The 22,544-nt window shown below is 67.3% G+C and carries 20 protein-coding genes; 5 read left to right on the top strand and 15 right to left on the bottom strand.

All coding sequences use genetic code 11. The features are described 5' to 3' along the window. Positions 1 to 22: 22 nt before the first annotated feature. Together C7411_RS18915 and C7411_RS18910 are read right to left on the bottom strand one after the other, a co-directional pair. Complete coding sequence (locus tag C7411_RS18915; protein WP_110385627.1) at positions 23 to 1,576, bottom strand: ABC transporter substrate-binding protein; 1,554 nt, start codon at positions 1,574 to 1,576, stop codon at positions 23 to 25. 111 nt (positions 1,577 to 1,687) lie between these two features. Then, a complete protein-coding gene (locus C7411_RS18910) occupies positions 1,688 to 2,809 on the bottom strand; it encodes a porin (RefSeq protein WP_110385628.1) in 1,122 nt (373 codons plus the stop codon). A 492-nt stretch (positions 2,810 to 3,301) separates the two neighbouring features. Between C7411_RS18910 and C7411_RS18905 the strand changes: the two genes are divergently transcribed. Then, a complete protein-coding gene (locus C7411_RS18905; protein WP_110385629.1) occupies positions 3,302 to 4,969 on the top strand; it encodes an AMP-binding protein in 1,668 nt (555 codons plus the stop codon). A 96-nt stretch (positions 4,970 to 5,065) separates the two neighbouring features. On the opposite strand, the gene C7411_RS18900 is transcribed toward C7411_RS18905, so the two are convergent. The 9 genes from C7411_RS18900 to C7411_RS18860 form a co-directional block, all read right to left on the bottom strand. Continuing rightward, complete coding sequence (locus tag C7411_RS18900; RefSeq protein WP_110385630.1) at positions 5,066 to 5,371, bottom strand: Zn-ribbon domain-containing OB-fold protein; 306 nt, start codon at positions 5,369 to 5,371, stop codon at positions 5,066 to 5,068. Then, the gene (locus C7411_RS18895; RefSeq protein WP_221206997.1) at positions 5,359 to 6,564 is read right to left on the bottom strand and encodes a thiolase family protein; all 1,206 of its coding nucleotides are present in this window, start codon (positions 6,562 to 6,564) and stop codon (positions 5,359 to 5,361) included. The genes C7411_RS18900 and C7411_RS18895 overlap by 13 nt, the downstream gene beginning before the upstream one ends. Beyond that, on the bottom strand, positions 6,564 to 7,256 hold the full coding sequence (locus tag C7411_RS18890) for a GntR family transcriptional regulator (protein ID WP_110385631.1): 693 nt from the start codon (positions 7,254 to 7,256) through the stop codon (positions 6,564 to 6,566). The genes C7411_RS18895 and C7411_RS18890 overlap by 1 nt, the downstream gene beginning before the upstream one ends. A 124-nt stretch (positions 7,257 to 7,380) precedes the next feature. Continuing rightward, a complete protein-coding gene (locus C7411_RS18885) occupies positions 7,381 to 9,294 on the bottom strand; it encodes a dipeptide ABC transporter ATP-binding protein (protein WP_110385784.1) in 1,914 nt (637 codons plus the stop codon). 2 nt (positions 9,295 to 9,296) lie between these two features. Then, complete coding sequence (locus C7411_RS18880; RefSeq protein WP_243413232.1) at positions 9,297 to 10,304, bottom strand: ABC transporter permease; 1,008 nt, start codon at positions 10,302 to 10,304, stop codon at positions 9,297 to 9,299. A gap of 19 nt (positions 10,305 to 10,323) precedes the next feature. Further along, positions 10,324 to 11,343: an ABC transporter permease gene (locus C7411_RS18875; protein ID WP_110385633.1), complete on the bottom strand. Its 1,020-nt coding sequence runs from the start codon at positions 11,341 to 11,343 to the stop codon at positions 10,324 to 10,326. After that, the gene (locus C7411_RS18870; protein WP_110385634.1) at positions 11,343 to 12,821 is read right to left on the bottom strand and encodes an FAD-binding oxidoreductase; all 1,479 of its coding nucleotides are present in this window, start codon (positions 12,819 to 12,821) and stop codon (positions 11,343 to 11,345) included. Before C7411_RS18870 ends, C7411_RS18875 begins: the two co-directional genes overlap by 1 nt. A 9-nt stretch (positions 12,822 to 12,830) precedes the next feature. Beyond that, entirely contained in the window at positions 12,831 to 13,595 is a 765-nt protein-coding gene (locus tag C7411_RS18865; protein ID WP_110385635.1) for an HpcH/HpaI aldolase family protein, read from the bottom strand. A 174-nt stretch (positions 13,596 to 13,769) separates the two neighbouring features. Further along, on the bottom strand, positions 13,770 to 14,300 hold the full coding sequence (locus C7411_RS18860; protein WP_243413231.1) for a hypothetical protein: 531 nt from the start codon (positions 14,298 to 14,300) through the stop codon (positions 13,770 to 13,772). A 103-nt stretch (positions 14,301 to 14,403) separates the two neighbouring features. Between C7411_RS18860 and C7411_RS18855 the strand changes: the two genes are divergently transcribed. After that, a complete protein-coding gene (locus C7411_RS18855) occupies positions 14,404 to 15,108 on the top strand; it encodes an EthD family reductase (RefSeq protein ID WP_110385786.1) in 705 nt (234 codons plus the stop codon). A gap of 30 nt (positions 15,109 to 15,138) precedes the next feature. On the opposite strand, the gene hpaC is transcribed toward C7411_RS18855, so the two are convergent. Together hpaC and C7411_RS18845 are read right to left on the bottom strand one after the other, a co-directional pair. Then, positions 15,139 to 15,654, bottom strand: a complete 516-nt coding sequence (hpaC, locus tag C7411_RS18850; protein ID WP_243413230.1) for a 4-hydroxyphenylacetate 3-monooxygenase, reductase component — start codon at positions 15,652 to 15,654, stop codon at positions 15,139 to 15,141. Positions 15,655 to 15,669: 15 nt separating this feature from the next. Then, entirely contained in the window at positions 15,670 to 16,821 is a 1,152-nt protein-coding gene (locus C7411_RS18845) for an acyl-CoA dehydrogenase family protein (protein WP_243413238.1), read from the bottom strand. Positions 16,822 to 16,992: 171 nt separating this feature from the next. Between C7411_RS18845 and C7411_RS18840 the strand changes: the two genes are divergently transcribed. After that, a complete protein-coding gene (locus C7411_RS18840) occupies positions 16,993 to 17,910 on the top strand; it encodes a LysR family transcriptional regulator (protein ID WP_110385638.1) in 918 nt (305 codons plus the stop codon). Between the two features lie 60 nt (positions 17,911 to 17,970). Here C7411_RS18840 and C7411_RS18835 read toward each other — a convergent pair whose 3' ends face one another. Beyond that, positions 17,971 to 18,735 (bottom strand): class II aldolase/adducin family protein, encoded by a 765-nt coding sequence (locus C7411_RS18835; RefSeq protein WP_110385639.1) that lies wholly within the window; start codon positions 18,733 to 18,735, stop codon positions 17,971 to 17,973. 180 nt (positions 18,736 to 18,915) lie between these two features. Between C7411_RS18835 and C7411_RS18830 the strand changes: the two genes are divergently transcribed. Next, positions 18,916 to 20,124, top strand: a complete 1,209-nt coding sequence (locus tag C7411_RS18830; RefSeq protein ID WP_110385787.1) for an alpha-hydroxy acid oxidase — start codon at positions 18,916 to 18,918, stop codon at positions 20,122 to 20,124. Between the two features lie 20 nt (positions 20,125 to 20,144). On the opposite strand, the gene andR is transcribed toward C7411_RS18830, so the two are convergent. Beyond that, positions 20,145 to 21,101, bottom strand: coding sequence for an anthranilate 1,2-dioxygenase regulatory protein AndR (andR, locus tag C7411_RS18825; RefSeq protein ID WP_110385640.1), 957 nt, complete (start codon positions 21,099 to 21,101; stop codon positions 20,145 to 20,147). 170 nt (positions 21,102 to 21,271) lie between these two features. On the opposite strand from andR, the gene andAc reads away from it, so the two are divergent. Further along, positions 21,272 to 22,543: an anthranilate 1,2-dioxygenase large subunit AndAc gene (gene andAc / locus C7411_RS18820; RefSeq protein ID WP_110385641.1), complete on the top strand. Its 1,272-nt coding sequence runs from the start codon at positions 21,272 to 21,274 to the stop codon at positions 22,541 to 22,543. Position 22,544 lies beyond the last annotated feature (1 nt).

Below are 22,544 nucleotides of genomic sequence, written 5' to 3'. Positions count from 1 at the left end.
ATGTTCCTCGTGGCAGATCCCGTCATTTGAGCCGGTATTCGACGGGCAGGATGTAGCCGCTGTCGAAGGTCTTCACTTCGACGTTCGAACGAAACGCGATCGTCGTGACGGCCTGCAGCAGGGGAACCACCCATGACTTCTCGGACGCTTCCTGGCCAAGCGCGCGATATCCCGCCATGCGCTTCTGTTCGTCGACCTCGGTCATCAGCGCCTCTACTCTCGGTCCGAGCGCAGGGTCCTTCCAGGCTGAGAAGCGCAGCCGCGGATCGAGAATCCGCCCGGTGTAGTTCTCCGGATCGCCGGTCGAATTGGCCCAGCTGTAGAGCAGCACGCCGCTCATCTTGGTCGCCTGGATTTCGGCGATCACCTTGGCCATCGTGGTCTGCGTCAGATCGGCCTGGATGCCGACGCGCTGCCACATGCCGGCGATCGCGCGCGCCATGTCGTAGTCGCTCGGAAAGGTGCCGTTGGTCGTGAGGAAAGGCACACGCACCGGCTTGTTCGGCCCGTAGCCCGACTTCGCGAGCGCGGCGATGGCGCGCTGCGGATCGTAGGGGATCTTGAACCCGGGCACGTCGGCAGCAGAACCCGCCGTGGCCGTCACCGAGAGCGGGCGGGCGATGCCGCCGTAGAACGCCTTCGACAGCGCCTCGGTATCGATCGCGTAGTGCATTGCGGCGCGCACGTTCTCGTCGTCGAAGGGCTTTACGTAGTTGGGCATCCGCAGCATGTAAATCTCGCTGTACGGATAGATCTGCGTCGTGATGCCGGGCACTTTCGCGAGGCGCTGCGCCTCACGCAGGGGAATCTGCACGGCTACGCCCGCGCGGCCCGACTCGACCGCAGCGACGCGCGCCGACGGCTCCGTCGCCACCTCGAACGTGACGTGTCGGATCGGAGGCGCGCCGCCCCAGTACTTGTCGAACGCTTCGAGCACGATGCGCGAGCCGCGCTGATAGTCGACGAGCCGGTACGGCCCGGCGCCGACCGGCTTCGCGAGAAAGCCGTCGACGCCAACCTTCTCCATGTACGCCTTCGGCACGATGTAGCCAGCGAGGAATGCCAGATAAATCGGCGCGGCGGGCGTCGGCTTGCTGTAGACGAGCACGGCGCGCGTCGGCGAGACGATCTCGACGTCCTGCAGCGTCTGGAACATGCCGCCGACGGCGAGCTTGTGGTCCGCCGTCGGCCGGTCGTGCAGGCTGTACTTGAGGTCGGCCGTCGTGAGCTTCGAGCCGTCGTGAAAGAGAATGTCGTCGCGCAGCGTGACTTCGAGGCGCTGCGCGGTCTTGTCCTGCCATTTCCAGGCGGAGATCTGGCGCCCTTCGAGCACGAGCTTCGGCGAGTAGCGCAACGGCGAGTCGAACACGGTCTCGTAGATCGACTGCGCCTGCGGAACGGTGATCGCCGTCGGGTCCCATGTCGGTACGTCGGAGATGTAGGCGATGTTGAGCACCTGGTCGGCCGGATGGCCTTGCGCGAACGCGCGTTCCCAAGGCAGCAACGCGCCCGCGCCGGCCGCGAGCGAGCCAAGCAACAACTGGCGGCGCTTCATGTCGATCTCGTAACTGTCCATCTATCCTCCTGTGAGGCCGGCGTGCACGCCGGACGAAGGTACGCGAAAAAAATCAAAGGGCTGCCGCCCGTTCGCACGGACGGCTGGCCCGGGAGGCCCGATTATCTGTGGTCAGAATCTATGGCGCAGTCCCAGCCGCACTTCGACCTGGTTCACCGTGCTCGAGGCCTGCAGCACTGGCGCGAGGTCCGCGACCTTCGCGTCGCCGGCGGCGTGCATGAAGGTCGCCTGCAGGTAGGCGTCGGTACGCTTGGACAGGAAGTAATCGGCGATCGCGTCGAAATTGTGGTACTTCGGCTTCTGCGAGTTGGCTGAAACTTCGCCCTCGGTGTAGCTGTAGCCGGTGCCGAGCTGCAGCGCCGGCGTGATGAAGTAGCTGCCGACGACCTCGAAGATCTGGAACGTCACGTGTCCGCCGATCTTCGCGCCGAGCGTCGGATCGAGCCCCATGAAGCGCGTGTTCGTGTAGATTGCGGCCACTTTCGCCGCGCCGAACGTGTATTGACCCGCGAAGCCGAACGACTGGTACTTCGCGGCGGCGATCCCGTAGTTGCCGTCGATGACGTTGGTCGACGTCCACACGCCTTCGGGCACCGCTTCGGCAGGATGATCAATCGTGGTGAACGCGGCCGCGAGCGCGAGCGGGCCGCCCGCATACTTGACCCCGAATGACTTGACCGCGTCGCGGTTCATCTGGCCCGCAACGTTTCCGAAGCCGTAGACCGCACCCGCCTGCACGCCGTAGAACACGGGCGACGCGTAGCGCACCGCGTTGTTCACCCGGAAGTCGATGCCCGTGTTGTCGAGGTCGCCGGGGTGCGGAAACAGGATGCCCCAGTTGCCGTTCGCGGTGTACTGGCCGACATAGTCGCCCATCAGTTCGTTCTGCCGGCCGAGCGTCAGGGTGCCGAACCTGTTGCTGGCGAGGCCGACGTAAGCGGCGCGGCCGAACTCGCGGCCCTGCTGCAGCAGCTTGCCCGAATTGATGTCGAAGCCGTTTTCGAGTCGAAACACCGCGGACAGGCCGCCGCCGAGATCCTCGGTGCCGAGCAGGCCCCAACGGCTGCCTTGCGAGATGCCGCTTTGCATCTGCCAGGATTGTTTGCCGAGCTGATTGTTCGAGAAGGTCAGGCCCTCGTCGATGATGCCGTACAACGTGACGCTGCTTTGAGCCCAGACAGAACCGCTTGCACAAAGGGCAGCAAGCGATACGGTGACAAGAGGAGTTTTCACGTGGATTCCGTTAGACGGTCGAAGGGTTGAGCGACTGGTTTTTCAATGGGACTTCACCCTGCTGCGCGCGTCGGGGCACCGCTGCGGACGGTCGTCCGGACGCCAGAATGCAAGCATCTCAATCAACATTCTGAATTCAGAATATGAGAGTAAAAAATGGACGTCAAGAATGCGTCAAAATTGTTTGCATAACGAATGGGAAGCAGACCGTCGCTGCCTGAGCGCAAATCCTTCTTCTTTTTCGACTGCTTTCTTTGACGGAATTGGCGAGATGGCTGATTTCGGCTGAACGGAACGGTACCCGTCGTTCTCATACAACCGCTTGACATGCTGATTTTCTGAATTCAGTATCCGTGTATTGCTATCAGTGCACGAAGCAAGCCTGCGTCATGCGCCCTTGCGCCTCGCCTGATTCGCCCGTCTCGCTTCGCTCGTCCGACACGCACCGGCCGCTCTCGTGGCACGGTCCGTCAACCCTCGATCCTGGTCACCATGATTTTCGACAGTCAACCTGTTTCGCCATACGCCGCGTTCGCGCAGACGGCGGCACGCCTTCCCGATCACCACTTCGTGCACGTTCCGGCCTCGGCGCTGCGCCACTACGCGGCCCCCGGCGATGCCGCGCCCGGCGCGCTCACGCTGACGTACGCGCAGACGCTCGCCGAAATCGAGCGGCAGGCCGCGCGCTACCGCGCAGCGGGCTACCGCGCGGGGATGCGCGTCGCGCTGCTGCTCGAGAACCGGCCCGCGTTCTTTTTCCATTTCTTTGCGCTGAACTCGCTCGGCGTCGGCGTGGTGCCGCTCAACCCCGACGCGCGGCCGCACGAGATCGCCTACGTCGCGCAACACAGCGAGATCGCGCTGGCGGTCGGCGTCGCGCGCACGCTGCCGCTGTTGCGCGCGGCGCTCGACACGCCCGCGCTGCACGTGCCGATCGCCGACGCCGACGCCGGCCCGCTGCCTGACGCCACAGATGCCGGAGACGCGAACGATACGGACACAGCCACGCATGTGCCGAGTCTCGACGACGAATGCGCGATCCTCTACACGTCGGGGACGACCGGCAAGCCGAAGGGCTGCATCCTCGACAATCGCTACTTCGTTTCGATCGGCGCGATGTATCTCGACGAGGGCGGCCTGTGCGAAGTGCGGCCCGGCGTCGAGCGGCTCATCACTCCACTGCCGCTCTTTCACATGAACGCGCTCGCGTGCTCGACGATGGCGATGGTCCTCTCGGGCGGCTGCGTCATCCAGCTCGACCGCTTTCATCCGCGCGCCTGGTGGTCCGACGTCGCCGCGAGCGGCGCGACGATCGTCCACTACCTTGGTGTGATGCCCGCGATCCTGCTCTCGCTCGACGACGCGCCACCGCCGCACAGCGTGCGCTTCGGCTACGGCGCGAATGTCGATCCGCGGCATCAGCGCGTGTTCGAGCAGCGCTTCGGTTTCCCGCTGATCGAAGGCTGGGCGATGACGGAGACGGGTGGCGCCGCGGTGATTTCGTCGAGCCACGAGCCGCGTCACGTCGGCTCGCGCTGCTTCGGGCGGCCGAGGCCGGAGATCGAAGTGCGGCTCGTCGACGAGCACGATCGCGACGTGCCGCGCGGCACGCCCGGGCATCTGCTCGTGCGACGCGCAGGCGACGCGCCGCGGCTCGGCTTCTTTCGTGGCTATCTTAAGGACGAGGCGGCGACCGAGGCGGCCTGGCGCGGCGGCTGGTTCCACACCGGCGATGTGGTGCGCGAGGGCGAGGACGGTAGCCTGCATTTCGTCGACCGGCAGAAGAACGTGATCCGCCGCTCGGGCGAGAACATCGCGGCGCTCGAAGTGGAAGCGTGCCTGCTCGATCATCCCGACGTGCGGCAGACGGCCGTGATTGCCGCGCCCGATCCGCTGCGCGACGAGGAAGTGATGGCCTGCGTGATCGTCGCACCTGGCGTCGCCCGCGATGCGGCAACGGCGCGCGCGCTGCAGGCGTGGTGCCTCGACCGGCTCGCGTATTTCAAGGCGCCTGGGTACGTGTCGTTTGTCGAATCGCTGCCCGTGACGTCGACCAACAAGGTGCAGAAGACGCAATTGGCAGTACTCGGCAACGATCCACTGAACGCACCTCAGTGCTTCGATCTGCGCGCGTTCAAGCGGCGTGTGGCGGTGGGTTGACGAAAATCGCGCGCGTGCTGGACGCGCGGTGGCAGTCGCCGCGTCCGGTGCAGGCTGCCGTGCGGGTGTAGCGGGTGTAGGCGGCGCAGTCCGAAGCTACATCTGACGCGCGCGTATCGCGCCGTCCGCGCCGAGGCGCAGCTTGACAGCCGCGCCCGCCTCCAGCGGGCCTTCGAGCTGCGCAATCACGCGCGGCCCGGCGTCGGTGCGCACGGTAGCAAGCCAGGCCAGTTCGCCGGCACCGCTCCCCGCCCGCCGATGCAGCGCGGTGACGTCCTCGACACTCCCGCATCCGGCATCGACGTCGACGAAATCGCGCCCGCCGCACGCCGGGCACAGCAGCCTCTCCGGAAATTCGCGTTGCCCGCACGCGGCACAGGCATGGACGGTCATCGTCGCCATGAAGCCTCCGCGCGCTCCAGCACGACGGCGTTGGCGCACATCCCATAGCGGTACTGCACCATCCCGTATCCGCTGACGACGGCGAAACGTGCGCCGTCGACCTGCCGCTCGCCGGCCTCGCCGCGCAGCTGCGTGACCGCCTCGACGAGACCGTGCATGCCGCCCGCCGCGCCCGCCTGTCCGACCGAAAGCTGTCCGCCCGACGGATTGACGGCCAGCGCGCGCGTCGCGATGCGCTGGTGAATCAGCGTGCGCAGGGCGTCAGGGCCGGTGGGGTCGGCGAAACCGAGATCGGCGAGCTGCGCGACGATCATCGCCGGATAGTCGTCGTAGACGGAGACGACGTCCATCTGCGCGGGCGAGAGCCCGGCGTCGCGCCACAGCGCCTCGCGAATCGACGCGAGCCCGGTGACGAGTCCGTCGCCATGCTGATGATCGAAGTTGTAGGACGCGCGCAGGGCGCGGATGCCGACGGGCGCCGCGCGCACGCAGCGGTGCGTTGCCGCCGCGAGCACGAGCGCATTGGCGCCCGAAACGACGGGCACGCAGTCAAGGCGGCACAGCGGCTCGGCAACGGGCGGCGCGGCGAAGTAAGCCTCGCGCGTGAGGGGCTCGCGATACACGGCGCGCGGATTGCGCGCGGCCCACGCGCGCTGCGCGATGCACAGCGCGGCGTAGTCGTCGCGCGTAAGGCCGGTGGCGGCCATCTGACGCTGCGTGAGCATCGCGAACAGCGGATTCGGCCCGCCCGTGCCGAGCGGACGCAGATAGGCACGCGTGGTGGCATTGTAGTTCTCGACGAGCGCCGTGAAATCGGCGGCTTCGAAATGATCGCCGCTCACGAGGACGACGACTTCGGCGTCGCCCGCCTGGATGGCGCGCGCCGCGTGCTGAAGCAGGTTCACGCCGCTCGCGCCGCCATGGCAGTCGTCCATGCACCAGCGCAGGCGCAGGCCTGCGCGCCAGCCGAAATCGATTGCGTGATCGGGCGTTAGCGTGAACGAAGCCACGCCGAGCCCGTCGACGTCGGCCGTGCCCAGTCCGGCATCCGCGAGCGCCTCGGCCAGCGCCCCGGCGAGCAGTCCCGCCGTCGTGGTGCCGTCCGGCGCGTGCCTGCGGTACGGCACTTCGGCGGCGGCGACGATCGCGACACCGGCGAAGTCGCGCGACGCGGTGTCGGGGCGAGCCGCCATCAGCCGGCTTCGTCGACGGCAAGGAAATACTGCTGCTCGGCGTCGTCGATGAACGCGAGCGTCCCCGCGCGCACCCGCACCGGGTCGCGCTCCATGAAACCCTTGAGCAGTGTCTGCATGCCGTCGACGATCAGTTCCAGCGTGCCCGGCTTGGTCATCGTGCCGCGCCGCACCTGGCGCGTGTGATCGGCAAAGCGCAGGATCGTGCCTTTCAGGCGCGAATTGAGCACGCCCTCCAGCCAGATGCCGCGAAATTCGACGTTCGCCTCGGTCAACAGCGCGATGTCCTTGCGCTCGAAGCCACGCCTGCATTTGCGATACGCCGCGCTCATGCCGGCCAGCTGCTCGTCGGTGAGCACGGCCGCCGCCGCCGCGGCCGCGCTCGGCTCGAGCAGGCGCCGGACCTCGAAGATCTCGCGCACGTCCTCGCTGGTCAGCACGGGCGTGACGAAGCCGCGCGTCGTGCCGACCAGGTAGCCTTCGTTGACGAGCCGCAGCAGCGCCTGGCGTACGGGCATTCGCGTGCATTCGAATTCCTTGGCGATCTCGTAGTCGAGAACACGGTCCTCCGGACCGATCTGTCCCGATTGCAGCCTGGCAAGGATCTCCTGATAGACCGACTCCATCAGCGTCGTCTGTCGCAGCGCAGTGCGCCGCGGCTGCTTGACGGTGGTCGGTTCGGCGGATGTCATGATGTTCTCCCGTTCATTGCCTTTTATGGTTGCAGCCCCGCCGGCGCGAAGGCTCTCGGAATGCAACCGCTTATTGTAGTGCCCGCGCCCCGCCCGCCCGCGGGTGCGCGAGACGCCCTCTTTCTCAAGCCGCCGCCTCGAGCGGCGCGGGCGGCCACGGCACGCCGGCCTCGCCGGGCACCGCCTCGATCAGCGCCTTCGTGTACGGATGGCGCGGCGCCGCGAACACGTCCCCGGTCGCGCCCTCCTCGACGACCTCGCCGCGCCGCATGACAAGCACGCGGCTGCACAGATACCGCACCACGGCCAGATCGTGCGAGATCAGCAGCACTGCGATCTGGCGCTCGCGGCGCAACGCCAGCAGCAGATTCAGGATCTGCGCCTGCACTGAGACATCGAGGCCCGAGACGATCTCGTCGGCGACGATCAGTTGCGGCGCCGCGCACAACGCGCGGCCGATGTTCACGCGTTGCTTCTGACCGCCCGAAAGCTGTGTCGGAAAGCGCTGCAGCGTATCGGCCGGCAGGCCGACGTCGCGCTGAAGCGCCTGCGCGCGTGCGAGCCGCTCTGCGGCGTCGGTCGCGGGCAGGCCGGCGGCCTCCAGCGCCTGGGTCAGCAGACGCTCGACCGTGCGGCGCGGATTGAGCGCGGACTGCGGGTCCTGGAAGATGATCTGCACCTGCTCGCGCGCGCGCCGCACGCGTGCCTCGCCGCCGTGCGTCAGGTCCTCGCCGCCGATCAGCACACGCCCGTCGGTCGGCGGCTCGATGCCCATCAGCAGGCGCGCGACCGAGGTCTTGCCGCTGCCGCTCTCGCCGACGATACCGACGAACTCGCCCGGCATGATCCGCAGCGAAAGCGGTTTGACCGCCGTGAAGCTCGTCTTGCGCCGGCCGAGGAGGCCGTCGGTGCTCGTGTAGACGAGCGACGCCTCACGCAGCTCCGCGACGGGCCGGCCGTCGCCGACGACCGCGGGCAATGACGGCACCGGTGCGCCGTCGTCGGCCGCGCCCGCGTGCTCGCAAGCCTCGACGCACGCCACGCGATGGCCGTTCGGCGCGACGCGCTCCGCGTGCGACGCAGCGCACGCGCGATCGCCGACCGGGCAGCGCGGCGCGAAGCGGCAGCCCGCGATGCCCGCGAGCGCGGAGAGCCCCGGCATCTGATGCGGCAGCACCGGCAAGCGGCGACGCGGCCCGAGCAGGTCCGGCGTTGCGTACTTGAGCGCGCGCGTGTACGGATGGCGAGGCGCATCGAGCACGTCGCGGGCCGGCCCGTATTCGACGAGATCGCCCGCGTACATCACCGCGATCTCGTCGCAGACGTGGGCGGCCAGCCGCAGATCGTGTGTGATCAGCAGCACTGCGCTGCCGTGCTGGCGCTGCTGCGCGGCGAGCATCGTCATGACACGCGTCTGCGTCAGCACGTCGAGCGCGGTGGTCGGTTCGTCGGCAATCAGCAGCGCCGGGTTGCTCGCGAACGCCATCGCAATGAGCACGCGCTGGCACTGCCCGCCCGACAATTGATGCGGATAGCGGCCAAGCATCTGCTCAGGCACCGGCAACTGCACCGATTCGAGTGCGCGCAGCGCGGTCGACGCGCGCTCGGACGCCGGCACGCCGATATGCGCGAGATGCTCGTCGAAGGCGCGGCCGATGGTCCAGAGCGGATCGAGCGCCGTGAGCGGTTCCTGTGGCACGAACGCGATCTGCCGGCCGAGCAGCGCGCGGCGCGCGGGCGCCGGCATCGCGAGCAGATCGCGGCCCCCAAAGCGCATCGAGCCTGAAGTCACATCGAAACCCGCCGGCAGCAGCCCGGAAATCAGCCGGCCGAGCATGCTCTTGCCCGCGCCGGATTCGCCGACCACGCCGAGCACCTTGCCGCGCCCGATCGACAGCCGCAGGCCGCGCAGCGCCGCGACGGGCTGCGCGCCGAAAGTGGCCGTCAGCGTCACGCCGTCGAGCGCGAGGACGGGCTCGGCGGCTTCGGCGTCCGGCGCGGCGTCCGTTGCCGCCTCATCGTGATGAGGTGCGAGCATGGTCATTCCCCCCTGCCGCGCATGCGCGGATCGAGCGCGACGCGCAAGCCGTCGCCGAGCAGATTGCAGCCGAGCACCGTGACGACGATCGCCAGCATCGGAAACAGCAGCCCCGTCGGCGATTCGTGCATCGACACGCGCGCGTCGGCGATCATCACGCCCCACGCGGTCACGTTGGCGGGCACGCTCAGACCAATAAAACTCAGCAGCGCCTCGACAGTGATCGCGACGCCCATCTCAAGCGAGAACAACGTGATCATGAGCGGCAATGCCGCCGGCACGATTTCGCGCAGCATGATGCGCAGGTGCGAGAGATTGAGCAACTGCGCGGCCAGGACGTAATCACGCTGGCGCACGACCATCACCTCGGCGCGCACGACGCGGCAAAAGCGGGTCCAGTCGACGAGCACGATCGACAGGATCACGTTATCGATGCCCACGCCGAGGCTCACCATCAGCACGAGCGAGAGCACGACGGGCGGAAACGACATCCACAGGTCCACGAGATAGCTGACCGTGCGGTCGACCCAGCCGCCGAAGTAGCCGGCAAGGATCGCAAGCGCGCTGCCGACGAGCCCCGCGCCGAACGCCGCGATCACTGCGACCGTCAGCGCGACGCGGCTGCCGTACAGCAGACGGGACAGCACGTCGCGGCCCAGGCTGTCGGTGCCGAGCGGAAACGCGGCGTCGCCGCCTTCCATCCAGGCGGGTGGCGTCAGCATGTGCAGCAGGTCCTGGCCGAGCGGATCGTGCGGCGAGAGCCACGGCGCAAACACGGCGCAACACGCCACGCCGAGCACGATCGCGGCGCCGAGCCACAGGTTCAGCGAGCGCAGGCGGCGCCAGGCGTGCGCGGGACGCTTGCGCACGGCGGCCGACGGAGCGGCGGGCACGGCGGACGGACGGGTGCCCGCGGACGGCTCGGCGGACAGGGAATCGCGCGGCATGTCGGTCTCGATGTCGGGCTTGGACGAAAAGGACGATGTGGAGGTCGTATGGGTCGTGGACATGGGAACGGACTCGGGGCGCTCAGGCAACCTTGCGCAGGCGCGGATTCATGATCACGTACAGCGTGTCGACGATCGCATTGATGACGAGCATCAGCGCGCAGAACACGACCGCGATGCCCTGGATCAGCACGAGATCGTTGTTGCGCACGGCCTGCACCATCAGGTTGCCGACACCGGGAAACGAAAAAATCATCTCGACGAGCAGCGCGCCGCCGAGCAGGAAGCCGAACTGCACGCCGATCATCGTCAGCGCCGGCAACGCGGCGTTCTTCAGCATGTGGCGCCACAGGATGCGCCGTTCGGACAGCCCGCGCAGCCGCGCGACGCCGACATACGGCTCGTTGCGCTGATCGAGCAGGCTCGAGCGCAGCACGCGAATCACGAGCGGCGCAAAGCCGAACGCGAGCGCGAACGACGGCAGCACGAGATGGCTGGCCGTGCTCAGCCAATCGCGCCAGTCGCCCTTGAGCAGGAAATCGACGAGCAGGAAGCCGCTCAGATGCGGCATCGGGATGCCATCGCCGACGCGGCCCGAGAACGGCAGCACCGGCAGCCAGACGCCGAACAGCGCGATCAGCAGCAGCGCCCAGAGGAACGACGGCACCGACTGCATCAGCACCACGCCAAGGCCGACCGGGAATTCCGCGCGCCGCTCGACCACAGAGTACGCCAGCACGCCGCCCGGCACGCTGATGGCGAGCGAGAGCAGAAGCGCGGTCAGACACAGCTCGAGCGTGGCCGGCAGCGTCGAGCCGATCAGGGTTGCAACCGGCTGCTGGAACGAGATCGACGCGCCGAGATTGCCGTGCAGCGCGTTTGCGAGCCAGATCGCGAACTGCGCCGCGATCGGCTTGTCGAGGCCGAGCTGGTGGCGCAGCGCGGCGGCGTCGGCCGGCGTCGCGTTGGGAGGCAGCATCATCGCGAGCGGGTCGGCGGGGATCAGCCGCAGCACGACGAAGACGATCAGCGACAGCATCAGCAGCGTCGGAATCGCCGCCGCCAGCCGGCGCAACAGTACGGTGGACACGAGCCGCAACATCACCACGCTCCCGGAAGATTGGCGGACGAGGACCGGGCGACGGATTCGAGCACTTTGCCCGGATTCAGCAGCCCGGCGGGATCGAGCGCGCGCTTGATGGCACGCATTGTCTGAAGCGCGCCGGCGTCGCGCGTGTGGCCCAGCCACGGGCGCTTCTTGCTGCCGATGCCATGTTCGGCCGACACTGCGCCGCGCCAGGCGCGCGTGAGTTCGTAGACGGCAGCGTCGACCTCGTCGGAGAGATCGGGCGGCGCGTCGGCGAGATGGGCGATCACGTGGAGGTTGCCGTCGCCGAGATGGCCGTAGACGAGTGTCGTCATGTCAGGCCAGCGCGCGCGCAGCAGCGCCTCGCACGCGTCGGCCACCGCGCCGATGTCGGCGGTCGAAAAGCCGATGTCAAAGCCGATCAGCCCCGGCATGAGGACGGGAAACTCGGCCGGCGCGTCGCGCACCGCCCAGAAGCGGGCAGCATCGGCGTGCGAACTCGCGATGACGGCGTTTTCGACGACGCCTTCGGCAAGCATTTCGGCCAGTGTGTCTTCGAACCCTGCGGCGTCGCGAGGCGCGTCCGAGGCCGGGCTTTCGAGCAACACGTAATACGCGTGGCGCGTGTCGAGTGGCTTGCGCAGGCCGGCGACGCGTTCGAGCACGTAGTCGTAATAGCTCGGCCACATCACCTCAAACGCCGACACGCCGCCCGACAGATTTGCGCGCGCGTAGTGCAGCAGCCGCGTGACGGCCGCATAGTCGGGCAGCCCGCACCAGGCGGTCAGCAGACTGGCCGGGCGCGGCGCGAGCTTGAGCGTCGCGCGCGTGATAACGGCGAGCGTGCCCTCGCTGCCGACCAGCAACTGCTTGAGGTCATAGCCGCTGTTGTTCTTGATCATCTTGTGCATGTCGCCGATCACGGTGCCGTCCGCGAGCACGGCCTCGACGCCGAGCACCTGCTCGCGCGCCATGCCGTAGCGGATCACGCGGTTGCCACCCGCGTTCGTCGCGAGGTTGCCCCCGATCGTGCAGCTGCCGCGCGCGCCGAGATCGAGCGGGAACATCATGCCGGCGGCATCGGCGGCTTCCTGCACGCGCTGCAGGATCGCGCCCGCCTCCACGGTGATCGTGCCGGAGACGACGTCGACCTCCTCGATCGCATTCATCCTTTCGAGACTGAGCGCGACTTCGCCGCCCTGCAGGTTCGCGCCGCCGGCGAGCCCGGTGAGTCCGCCCTGAATGACGACGGGCTGGCCGAGCCGGTGGCACAACGCGAGCGCGCGCGAGACGTCGGCCGTCGAGCGCGGGCGGATCAGCGCGAGCGGCACGGCGCCCGGCGTACCGCTCCAGTCGCAGTAGCGGCGAGTGCCGAGCCCGGCGCCGAGCGTAACGAGATCGGAGCCGAGTGCGTCGAGCAGTTTCCCGACGCTCACGTGCGAATCGACGGACGGAGCTTCGGCCGGGATGGCCGGGCGAAATGCTTCGCTCATCGCTGGCTCCTATGCCCGCAGCGCGGCGACGGCGCGCTCGAAGCCGCCGCGCACCACGTCGATGTCGTTGGCCACGACCGCGAAGTCGAAGCCGTTGGCCAGCTGCGCGCAAGCATCGGCTTCGTCGCCGGTGAAGATACCGCACGGCAAGCCGTGTGCATGCGCGGCGGCCAGGATGCGAGAACAGTCGCGCTCGATGGCGCCGGGCGCGCCGTTGCGCGACAGCGCGAGATCGCCGGTGCCGACAAACAGATAGCCGAGCCCTTGCACCGCGGCGATCGCCTCCACCTGTTCGACGCCGGCCACCGTTTCGATCATCACGCCGATCGAGATGCGTTCGCCGTCGGCCTTCATTGCCGCGAGCCCGGCGAGCAGCGGCCGCACGCCGCCGCCCGAGCGCGCGCCGAACGGCGGATAGCGCCCATGCGCGACGGCACGGCGCGCCTCGTCGGCGCTTTCGACGAGCGGCACGAGCACCGACGCGGCACCGGCGTCGAGTGCCTCGGCGATGGCATGCGCCGAGTTCTCGGCAACGCGCACGACCACGGGCAACTGATACCGCACAAGCCCGATGGCGGCCTCCATCGCCCCACGGTCCCAGAGACCGTGCTGACGGTCGATCACCGCGAGGTCCGGGCGCGCGGCGGCGCCGATCTCGAACAGCGTCGCGCTGCCGACCGAAAACCAGGCACACGAAAGACGCCGCCCGGTGGCAAACAGTTCATGCAAGGTCTTGGGTTTTGGCGGATCGAAAACTTCGGGACGGTTTGGCATCGGATGGTGGCTGGGCGATGATCGACGTTTCTGGAAGCACGGCTGCAATTCGATTGTTACCGCGAAAAATTCTGAATTCAGAATATGGGGTTTCAAATTTAGCGTCAAGCGATTTTGCGAGCGCCGTCGGCGCCGCCGCGCGACAGCGGCCGCTCATGCGCGACGCCGCGCGCGTCAGGATGGCGTACGATCCTCGTCGCCCTCGCCTCCGTCCCGGCCCGATTCGAGCAGCGCGCGAATCAGGAACATTTCGGTCTCGTGCGTCGAGCAGATCTGCGCCCACGCGTCATCGCTCTGGTCCGCGAGCCGCCACGTGAACAGCGTGACGAGGGCCGTGCCGGGCGGATGTCCCAGCGCCGACCCATCGAGCACGCGCGCGGCATTGCGAAAACGCAGTCCCGACTCGGTCGCGGCCACGTCGTAATCGACGGCAAGACGCGCCGGGTCCACATGTAGACGCACCCAGGTCGGCAAACCGCTGAACACCGATTCGCCGACGAACGTGGTGTCGGCGACCTGCCGGCGGCGCCAGCTGCCGAGTGCCCAGCGGCCCTGCCGCTCGCCGTCCGCCATGAGCCGGAACGCGCGGGCGGCGTCGGTCCGTACGAGGATGCTGCTGCTATGACAATGCGCATCGATCACGAGGTTATCCTTTTCTGTCAGCGAGAAAAAAAAGCGGCTGCGCGACGACAGTTCGTGCAGCACACCGACCTTTTTTTCAACATTCTGAATTCAGATTATGATGGTCCAACTGTGGCGTCAAGCACGAAGATCGACGTCGCCCTCTCCCTGAAACGGAATGCGCCTCATGGACGTCTGCCTCTTTCTGATCGCCCCGCCCTGCACTTCGCCGGCCAGGGCCGCGACGACCGCCGACACCGCCGCCATCGCCGAGCACGCCGCGACGATGAGCGGGCTCAAACGCCTTGTCGTGCATACGCCACTGCCCGGCGGCGCACACGATCCGTATCTGCACGACGGCGCGCCGCCACGCTGCGCGCTGCAGCTTTATTTCGACGATCTCGGCAGGCTCGAAGACGCGTTGCGCGATGGCGGCGCCGCGCACCCGTTCGCCGACGCTGCGCGCTTTCCGGTGCTCGCCGATGCGCGGCTCACGCACCAGGCGATGGCGGTACGCCGCTTTCCGGTGCCGGAGCCGTCGGCGTCCGTCGACGGCGAACACTGCACCTATCTGGTGAGCTACGAGGGCCCGGCTGACGATTTCAACGCCTGGCTCGCGCACTATCTCGATCACCATCCGCCGATCATGGGGCGGTTCCCCGGCATTCGCGAAATCGAGATCTATACGCGCGTCGACTATCGCGGCACGCTGTCCGGCGTGCGCGCGCAGGCGATGCAACGCAACAAGGTGGTGTTCGATTCGCCGCAGGCGTTACAGGCCGCGCTGGCCTCACCCGTGCGCCACACGATGCGCGAGGATTTCGGGCGCTTTCCGCCGTTCGGCGGAACGACACTGCACTTCCCGATGTGCAGCGTCGCGCATGTGTTTTGACGCTCGGGCGACACCGCGCCCGGGGCGTGCTCAGGGCGCGGTGTCAGGCCGCGCGGCGCGCGACAGGCGATGGAAGCCCCGATCGAAGTAGATCAGGCCGTCGCCCTCGCCGCGCAGCGCGATCTGCTCGACCTCGACGAACACCACCGAATGCGAGCCGACTGCCTTCATCTCGACGATGCGTCCTTCGATGCTCGCGAGCGCATCGACGAGCACAGGCACGCCGAGCCGGCCCTCGTGCCACGATTGCGCGTCGAAGCGCGCGCTCATGGGCAGGCCCGTAAGCCCCGCGAAATGCCGCGCCAGCTCCTGCCGGTCGGCCGGCAGCACGTTGATGCAGATGGCGCCGTTGCCCGCCAGGATGTCGTGAAGCGGGCTCGAGCGGTTGATGCACGCGAGCATCGTCGGCGGCGAATCGGTCACCGAACAGACCGCGCTCGCGGTGATGCCGCATCGTCCGTGCGGGCCGCCCGTCGTGACGATGTTGACGGCCGCCGACAGATGCGCCATCGCGTCGCGAAACGCCGCGCGCCCGGGTGGAAGCATGACTGTCTCCATCGCTCACGGATAGGGCGTAATGGCGGGCGCAATGCCGGCGAAGATGGCGCCCGCGCCGTCGTAGGTCGCCTCGCCGAGAAAGCCGTGCTGCGTAACGACCATCGCATCGCGCACGAACTGTTGCAGGCGATTGCCGCGATAAATCGCGGCGATACCCCCGAGCCGGTAGGCAAGCTGCACCACATCCGCCGATACGTGCGCCGCGTGCGTCGCGCTGAGCCGCAGCAGGTTCGCCGCGGCGGGCGCAAGCGGATCGCCTGCGACGACCGTGTCCCACGCGCTTTCCGCTGCCTCGTAGAAGAACGCGCGCGCGCTGCGCCATTGCGCCTCGGCCTTGCCGAGCTCGATGCGGAAATACGCACGATCAGCCAGACGCGGCGCGCCCGTCGTCGTCTTCGTGCCGCCGGACATCTCGGCAAGCAGATCGAGCGCGGCGCGCGCGAGCCCCACGTTCACGGCCGCGTGCACCTCTGCCTGGTACGAGACGGCCGGATAGCGATAGAGCGGCTCGTCGACGAGCGCCCCGCCGCCGCGCACGAAAGTCCAGGCGTCCGCAACATACTGGCCGCGCAGACGCAGGTCGTGGCTGCCCGTGCCCTGCATGCCGACGACGTTCCAGTTATCGACGATCTCGACCTCGCTCGCCGGAAACACGGCCGTCAATGGCTTGCCCGCGTTCGGGCCGGGGCCGCCCGGTGGCGTGCCCCCGATGCCGACGCCGATCCAGTCCGCGCCTTTGCAACCGCTCGCGAAATGCCACTGGCCGCTCACGCGCCAGCCGCCCGGCTCGGGCGTTGCCGGCTGCAGCGGGTAGAGGCCGCCCGCGAACACCTGGTCCGGACCGTCAGCGTAGATGCGGCGCTGCGTTTCAAGCGGCAGCGCGGCCAGATAGACGTTCGCCGAGCCGAACGCCGCGACCCACGCAGCCGAACCGTCGGCGATTGCGATGCGCTCGAGCACGCGCAGGAACTCGTGCGGCGGCAGCGCGTCGCCGCCGAAGCGCTTCGGCGTGCTCGCGCGGAAAATGCGGGCGCGCTTCATCTTTGCGATCATGTCGCGTGGTACGTGCGACAGCGCGTCGAATTCGTCGCGACGCGCGGCAATCTCAGCAATCACGGTATCGAGGTCAAGCGCATCGCCCGTTGTTTCGGACATCGACGCATTCGTCTGGAATGCAGACGGTTCGGTGTCAATAAGATTCATCGATGAAGCTCCGTCGAGGGCCTGCCGGCCGGGGGCGGCCACGCATCGCAATGCGCGGCCGTGCATGGGCCTACGATAGGATTCGCCCTACGTCGCGTCAAATTCGCACCAATAATGCACACCATGAAGCACACGAATGGCGGTCTGCCCGATCTGAACCTGCTGCGCGTCTTTCTCGCGATCTGGGACCTGCGCAGCCTCACCGCCGCGGGCGAGCGGCTCGGCCTCACGCAGCCCGCCGTGAGCCACGCACTGCGCCGGCTGCGCGAGCAATTCGACGATCCCCTGTTCGTGCGCACGCCGCAGACCATGGTGCCGACGGAAGCGGCCGTGCGTCTGCACGGGCCGCTCGACGAGGCGTTCGGCATAATCACGCAGGCCGTGCAGGCGCACGGGCGCTTCGACGCGGCGAGCGCATCGCGCGTGTTTCGCGTGTCGATGTCGGACATGTCGGAGTTCTTTTTTTTGCCGCCGCTGCTGGCGGCGCTCGATCGCAGCGCGCCCGGCATCCGCTTCGAGATCGTGCCGCTACCGGCGGAATCGGTGGGCGCGGCGATGCGCGCGGGCGAGCTCGATCTCGCGCTCGGCTACGTGCCGGGGCTCGGTGACGGCTGCGTGAGCGACCACCTGTTCGACGACGAGCACGTGTGCCTGCTGCGCACGGGTCATCCGCTCGCGGCGCGCAAGGTGATGAAGGAGGATCTCGCGGGGCTTCGCTATGTATACGCGAGCACCGACGCGACCGGCCACCGCCTGATCGAGCAATGGCTCGCCGGCGCCGGGCTCGTGCGCGATATCGTGCTGCGTCTGCCGCATTTCACGGTGGCGCCCGAAATCGTCCGGCAGACGGATCTCGCGGTGATCTTTCCGCGCAGCATCGCTGAGCGTTTCAACCGGGCGCGCGCATTCCGGCTGCTGAAGCTGCCGTTCGACCTGCCGCCCATCGACGTGCGCGTCCACACGCACGCGCGCTTCGCAAGCGACGCAGGCATCCGCTGGTTGCGCACTACGTTGATCGAGATGTTCGCCGAGCGCGCGTGATGCTTCGCACACTCACGGCGCGAAGCATCGGCGAAGTAATACTTGTGTGAAGTCGCCGGGCTACTGGCGATAGCTCGTGTCGCTGCGGTCGAGCCGGCGAATCAGCGCGTCGAGCACCTGCTCCCCGGCGCCGAAACGCGGATCGAACTGAAGTGCGTCGCGCGTCGAACGCTCGCTGATGCGCGGATCGACACGCAGCGTGTGGCCGCGCATCGACTGCGTCGCTAGCTGGATCTCGCACGCGCGGTTAAGCGTCCAGATCAGAACGAACGCATGGCCGAGCGTCGTGCCGTGCGACAGAAGGCCGTGATTGCGCAGGATCATCAGCCGCTTGTCGCCGAGCGACGCGATCATCCGCGCCTTCTCGTCATCGTGGACCGTCGTGCCCTCAAAGGTGTGGTAGGTCACGCTGTCGTAGAGCTGCGACGAATAGATGTTGTTGTCCTCGAGGCCGTCCTCCATGCACGCAACGGCGACGCTCGCGGTTGTGTGGATGTGCATGACGCAATGCGCGTCAGGCACGTTCGCATGCACGGCGCTGTGGATCGTGAGGCCGGCTGGATTGACGGGCCACGGGCTGCCGTCGAGGATCCTCCCGGAAAAATCGATCTTCACGAGATTCGACGCCGTCACCTCGTCGTAAGCGAGTCCGAACGGGTTGATCAGCAACTGGTCGGCGGCGTCGGGTACGCGCAGCGTGATGTGGTTGAAGATCAGCTCGTGCCAGCCGAGCATGTAGAACACGCGGTATGTCGCCGCGAGCTTCACGCGCGCGTCCCATTCCGCCGTGCTGCAATCGCGCGCGCGGTCCTGCAATACATTCATGTGGACCTCCAGTCTAGTGCGGCAATGTGAGATTCTGTATTCACTTTACCATCAATTTAAATCGGGACATACGGGAAATTTGCGGATTTTTTCCTCGTTGACAATCCGTGCCACGACCAGTATCGTAATTCTGAATTCTATTTATTCGACGAATCGAATCATATGTGGCCGACATCGCGCATGTACCAAACGAGTCGGCGCATCGAGCGCGCCGTCACCATCGAAGACTTGCGGCGCTCGGCGCATCGGCGTCTGCCCGCGTTCGTCGCCGAGTACCTGGAAGGCGGCGCGGAAAACGAGGTCACGCTCGCGCGTAATCGCACCGCGTTCTCGCGGCGCACGCTGGCACCGTGCGCGCTCGTCGACGTGAGCGCCGTCGATCTGTCGACGACGCTGTTCGGCAAGCGCCTGCCGCTGCCCTTCGTCGTCGCGCCGACGGGCCTGAACGGCCTGCTCGCCGATCAAGGGGACCTGCAACTCGCGGCGGCCGCGGCGCGCGCCGGCATTCCGTTCGCGCAAAGCATGGTTTCGATGGCAACAATCGAAGCGGTCGCCCGGTGCCTCGATACGCCGCACTGGATGCAGCTCTACGTGCTACGCGAGCGTGCTTTCGCCGAACACCTGATCGAGCGCGCCCTCGCCGCGCAATGTGCGGCACTGGTGCTGACGGTGGACGGCCCCGTCTACGGCAACCGCGAATGGGACCGCCGCCATTACGCGCGTCCGGCCGTGCTCGACTGGCCGAGCCGGCTGGAGACGCTCGCGCATCCGCGCTGGATCGCGGACATCTGGCGACGCGGACGCGGGCCGCGCTTCGTCAACGTCGAGACGTACACGGGCACGCGCATGTCCGCGCCGCAGACCGCGCACTGGTTACGCGAACGCATGGACGCGTCGCTGCACTGGAGCGATCTCGCCTGGCTGCGCGCACGCTGGCCGCGCCCGTTGATCGTGAAAGGCCTGCTCGCTGCCGACGACGTGCGCCGCGCGATCGATGCGGGCGTGGACGGCGTCGTGCTGTCCAATCACGGTGGCCGTCAGCTCGATCTCGTCGGTTCGCCGCTCGATCTGCTGCCCCAGGTCGCGCGTTTCGCGAAGGGCCGCATCGCCTTGCTGATGGACAGCGGCATTCGCCGCGGCAGCGACGTCGCGCAGGCGCTGGCGCTCGGCGCCGACGCCGTGCTCGTCGGGCGCGCGGTACTATACGGGCTCGCAGCGGGCAGCGAGGCCGGCGCGGCGCGCGCGCTCGCGATTCTGGCGGACGAGCTCACGCGCACGCTCGCGCTGCTCGGCCGCCCCACGGTCGATGCGCTCGATGCTTCGATCTTCGCCGAGGGCATGCACACCGGCCCCGTCCCGGCGATGCGGCCATCCGCGCGCCCTGCGTGACGCGTACTTCACTTCTTCTTTCAGCGCTTTCGCACCGTCTGCGACGGCAGTTCGCCGAAGCGCTCGCGATAGCTCTGTGCAAAGCGGCCGAAATGCGTGAAGCCGCAATCGAGCGCGATATCCGCAATGCGCACGTGCGCGGCGGTGGCGCGGATCGTCTGCCGCGCGTGGTCGAGCCGCAATTGCCGCAGGTACTGGATCGGGCTCGTCTGCCGAAACCGCAGGAATCCTGCACATAGCGTGCGCACCGGCACGCCGACGGCGGCCGCGAGTTCCGCGAGCGACAGCGGCGTCGCGAGACGCGCAATCATCTCGTCTTCCGCGCGGCGGATGAACGCCGGCATCACAGCCTGGCGTACACGCGGCGCGGGCACGTCGAACGGACCTGCCGTCAGCAGGTTGATCAGCAGCGACTCCACATGCGCGCCGACCTTGGCATTCGCGCACGCGCTCGCGAGCAATTCCGGCGAACTGGCGACGAGCTTCAACTGCTGCTGCCAGGCGCGCATCGCGCCGCTCGTGAACTGGACGAGCCCAGCGTCCGACGCACCCACCAGGGCGTCGTCGCCGCCCAGCGCCTCTGGCTCGATGCGCAGCACCATCTGCTCGCAGCCCGGCGACAGGCGCGCGCTGAACGGCTCGCCCGGCGCGCGAATCACGCCCTGCCGCGCGTCGACGCGTACCGTGCGGCCGGCCGCGCAGACCTCGGCCTCGCCCGCCACGCAAAACATCATGAGGTAATAGCCGTCGACCGCGTCGACGTCGACGCGCATTCCGCTGCCGAAGCCGATCGTGCCGAGACCGATCCGGCCGATCTTCACGAAGTCCATGTGCGAGCGCCCGCCGCCGTCGCCGAACGGCGCAAGCGAATGAGGCTGCATGACGCGCGAGATCAGCTCGCGTGTCTCGTCGACATCTCTCGACTCGAACAGCCGGTGGCGGCGCAACGCCTTGGGACGGAATTCGGATTGGTTCATACGCGCGGAAAGCTGCCTGAAACGGATAACCGCCCGGTGTGTTCGCCGGAAACGGATAGCTCCGCTATTTTGCTTCTCCAAAAATAAGCATGTATTCCGTTGCCGGACGCCGACGCGCTCCAGCAACGGTCCCCTCAATACGGAGCAACAGGCACAAGCGGAGCAACAGCATGGACATCGCCGAAACCCCCATTCGATTCGCGTCCCCGGTCGATTCCGGCGAGGTCGTGTTTCCGCACGACGACGGCTCACGGGTCCCGTACAAGGTGTTCAGCTCGCAGGCGGTTTACGAGCGCGAGCAGGAGCGCATCTTCCGCGGCCCCACGTGGAATTTCGTCGCACTGGAAGCGGAGATTCCGAATCCGGGCGACTACAAGAGCACCTTTGTCGGCGACACGCCCGTGGTCGTCACGCGCACCGACGACGGCGCGCTCGCCGCGTGGGTCAACCGCTGCGCGCATCGCGGCGCCTCGGTGTGCCGCAAGGCGCGCGGTAATGCGAGTTCGCACACGTGCGTCTATCACCAATGGAGCTTCGACAGCAGCGGCAACCTGCTGGGTGTACCGTTCCGGCGAGGCCAGAAAGGCATGACGGGCATGCCCGGCGATTTCGATCCGAAGAATCACGGCCTGCGCAAGCTGCGCGTGGACAGCTATCGCGGCCTCGTGTTCGCGACCTTCAGCGATAGCGTTGCGCCGCTGCCCGACTATCTTGGCGAGCAGATGAAGCCGTGGATCGATCGCATCTTCTACAAGCCGGTCGAGTATCTCGGCTGCACGCGCCAATACTCGAAGTCGAACTGGAAACTCTACTTCGAGAACGTCAAGGACCCGTATCACGCGAGCATGCTTCATCTGTTCCATACGACATTCAACATCTTCCGCGTCGGTATGAAGGCGCGCTCGATTCCGGACGCAACGCACGGGCTGCACAGCATCATCACCGTGACGAAGACAGGCGAAGATAATTCGGATGCCTACAAACAGCAGAACATCCGCTCGTTCGACGAGGGCTTCAGGCTCGAGGACGACTCGATTCTCGGCCTAATTTCCGAGTATGACGAGGACACGACCAACCACATCCAGCCGATCTTCCCGCAGCTCGTAATACAGCAGATTCATAACACGCTCGTCGCGCGTCAGCTGTTGCCGAAAGGCCCGAACAACTTCGAACTGGTCTTCCACTTCTTCGGCTACGCAGACGACACGCCCGAGCTGCGCGCGCTGCGCATCAAGCAGGCCAACCTCGTCGGACCAGCTGGCTACATCTCGATGGAGGACACTGAGGCGACCGAGCTCGTGCAGCGCGGCACCGTGCGCGACGGCGACGCGACCTCGGTGATCGAAATGTCGCGCGGCAATCCGGACCAGCAGGACACAGTCATCACCGAAAGTCTGATCCGCCGCTTCTGGGTCGGCTACCAGCAACTGATGGGCTATTGAG

It is taken from the genome of Paraburkholderia silvatlantica, from assembly GCF_003096715.1.
GTDB classification, from domain to species: domain Bacteria; phylum Pseudomonadota; class Gammaproteobacteria; order Burkholderiales; family Burkholderiaceae; genus Paraburkholderia; species Paraburkholderia silvatlantica.
The sequence above is the reverse complement of the archived record's forward strand: the minus strand, read 5'-3'. Positions and strand labels throughout refer to the sequence as shown.

Coding starts and splice junctions, on each gene's coding strand:
- C7411_RS18915 (WP_110385627.1), bottom strand. CDS start 1,576: ATGGACAGTTACGAGATCGACATGAAGCGCCGCCAGTTGTTGCTTGGC.
- C7411_RS18905 (WP_110385629.1), top strand. CDS start 3,302: ATGATTTTCGACAGTCAACCTGTTTCGCCATACGCCGCGTTCGCGCAG.
- C7411_RS18900 (WP_110385630.1), bottom strand. CDS start 5,371: ATGGCGACGATGACCGTCCATGCCTGTGCCGCGTGCGGGCAACGCGAA.
- C7411_RS18895 (WP_221206997.1), bottom strand. CDS start 6,564: ATGGCGGCTCGCCCCGACACCGCGTCGCGCGACTTCGCCGGTGTCGCG.
- C7411_RS18890 (WP_110385631.1), bottom strand. CDS start 7,256: ATGACATCCGCCGAACCGACCACCGTCAAGCAGCCGCGGCGCACTGCG.
- C7411_RS18885 (WP_110385784.1), bottom strand. CDS start 9,294: ATGCTCGCACCTCATCACGATGAGGCGGCAACGGACGCCGCGCCGGAC.
- C7411_RS18880 (WP_243413232.1), bottom strand. CDS start 10,304: ATGTCCACGACCCATACGACCTCCACATCGTCCTTTTCGTCCAAGCCC.
- C7411_RS18875 (WP_110385633.1), bottom strand. CDS start 11,343: ATGTTGCGGCTCGTGTCCACCGTACTGTTGCGCCGGCTGGCGGCGGCG.
- C7411_RS18870 (WP_110385634.1), bottom strand. CDS start 12,821: ATGAGCGAAGCATTTCGCCCGGCCATCCCGGCCGAAGCTCCGTCCGTC.
- C7411_RS18865 (WP_110385635.1), bottom strand. CDS start 13,595: ATGCCAAACCGTCCCGAAGTTTTCGATCCGCCAAAACCCAAGACCTTG.
- C7411_RS18855 (WP_110385786.1), top strand. CDS start 14,404: ATGGACGTCTGCCTCTTTCTGATCGCCCCGCCCTGCACTTCGCCGGCC.
- hpaC (WP_243413230.1), bottom strand. CDS start 15,654: ATGCTTCCACCCGGGCGCGCGGCGTTTCGCGACGCGATGGCGCATCTG.
- C7411_RS18845 (WP_243413238.1), bottom strand. CDS start 16,821: ATGTCCGAAACAACGGGCGATGCGCTTGACCTCGATACCGTGATTGCT.
- C7411_RS18840 (WP_110385638.1), top strand. CDS start 16,993: ATGAAGCACACGAATGGCGGTCTGCCCGATCTGAACCTGCTGCGCGTC.
- C7411_RS18835 (WP_110385639.1), bottom strand. CDS start 18,735: ATGAATGTATTGCAGGACCGCGCGCGCGATTGCAGCACGGCGGAATGG.
- C7411_RS18830 (WP_110385787.1), top strand. CDS start 18,916: ATGTACCAAACGAGTCGGCGCATCGAGCGCGCCGTCACCATCGAAGAC.
- andR (WP_110385640.1), bottom strand. CDS start 21,101: ATGAACCAATCCGAATTCCGTCCCAAGGCGTTGCGCCGCCACCGGCTG.
- andAc (WP_110385641.1), top strand. CDS start 21,272: ATGGACATCGCCGAAACCCCCATTCGATTCGCGTCCCCGGTCGATTCC.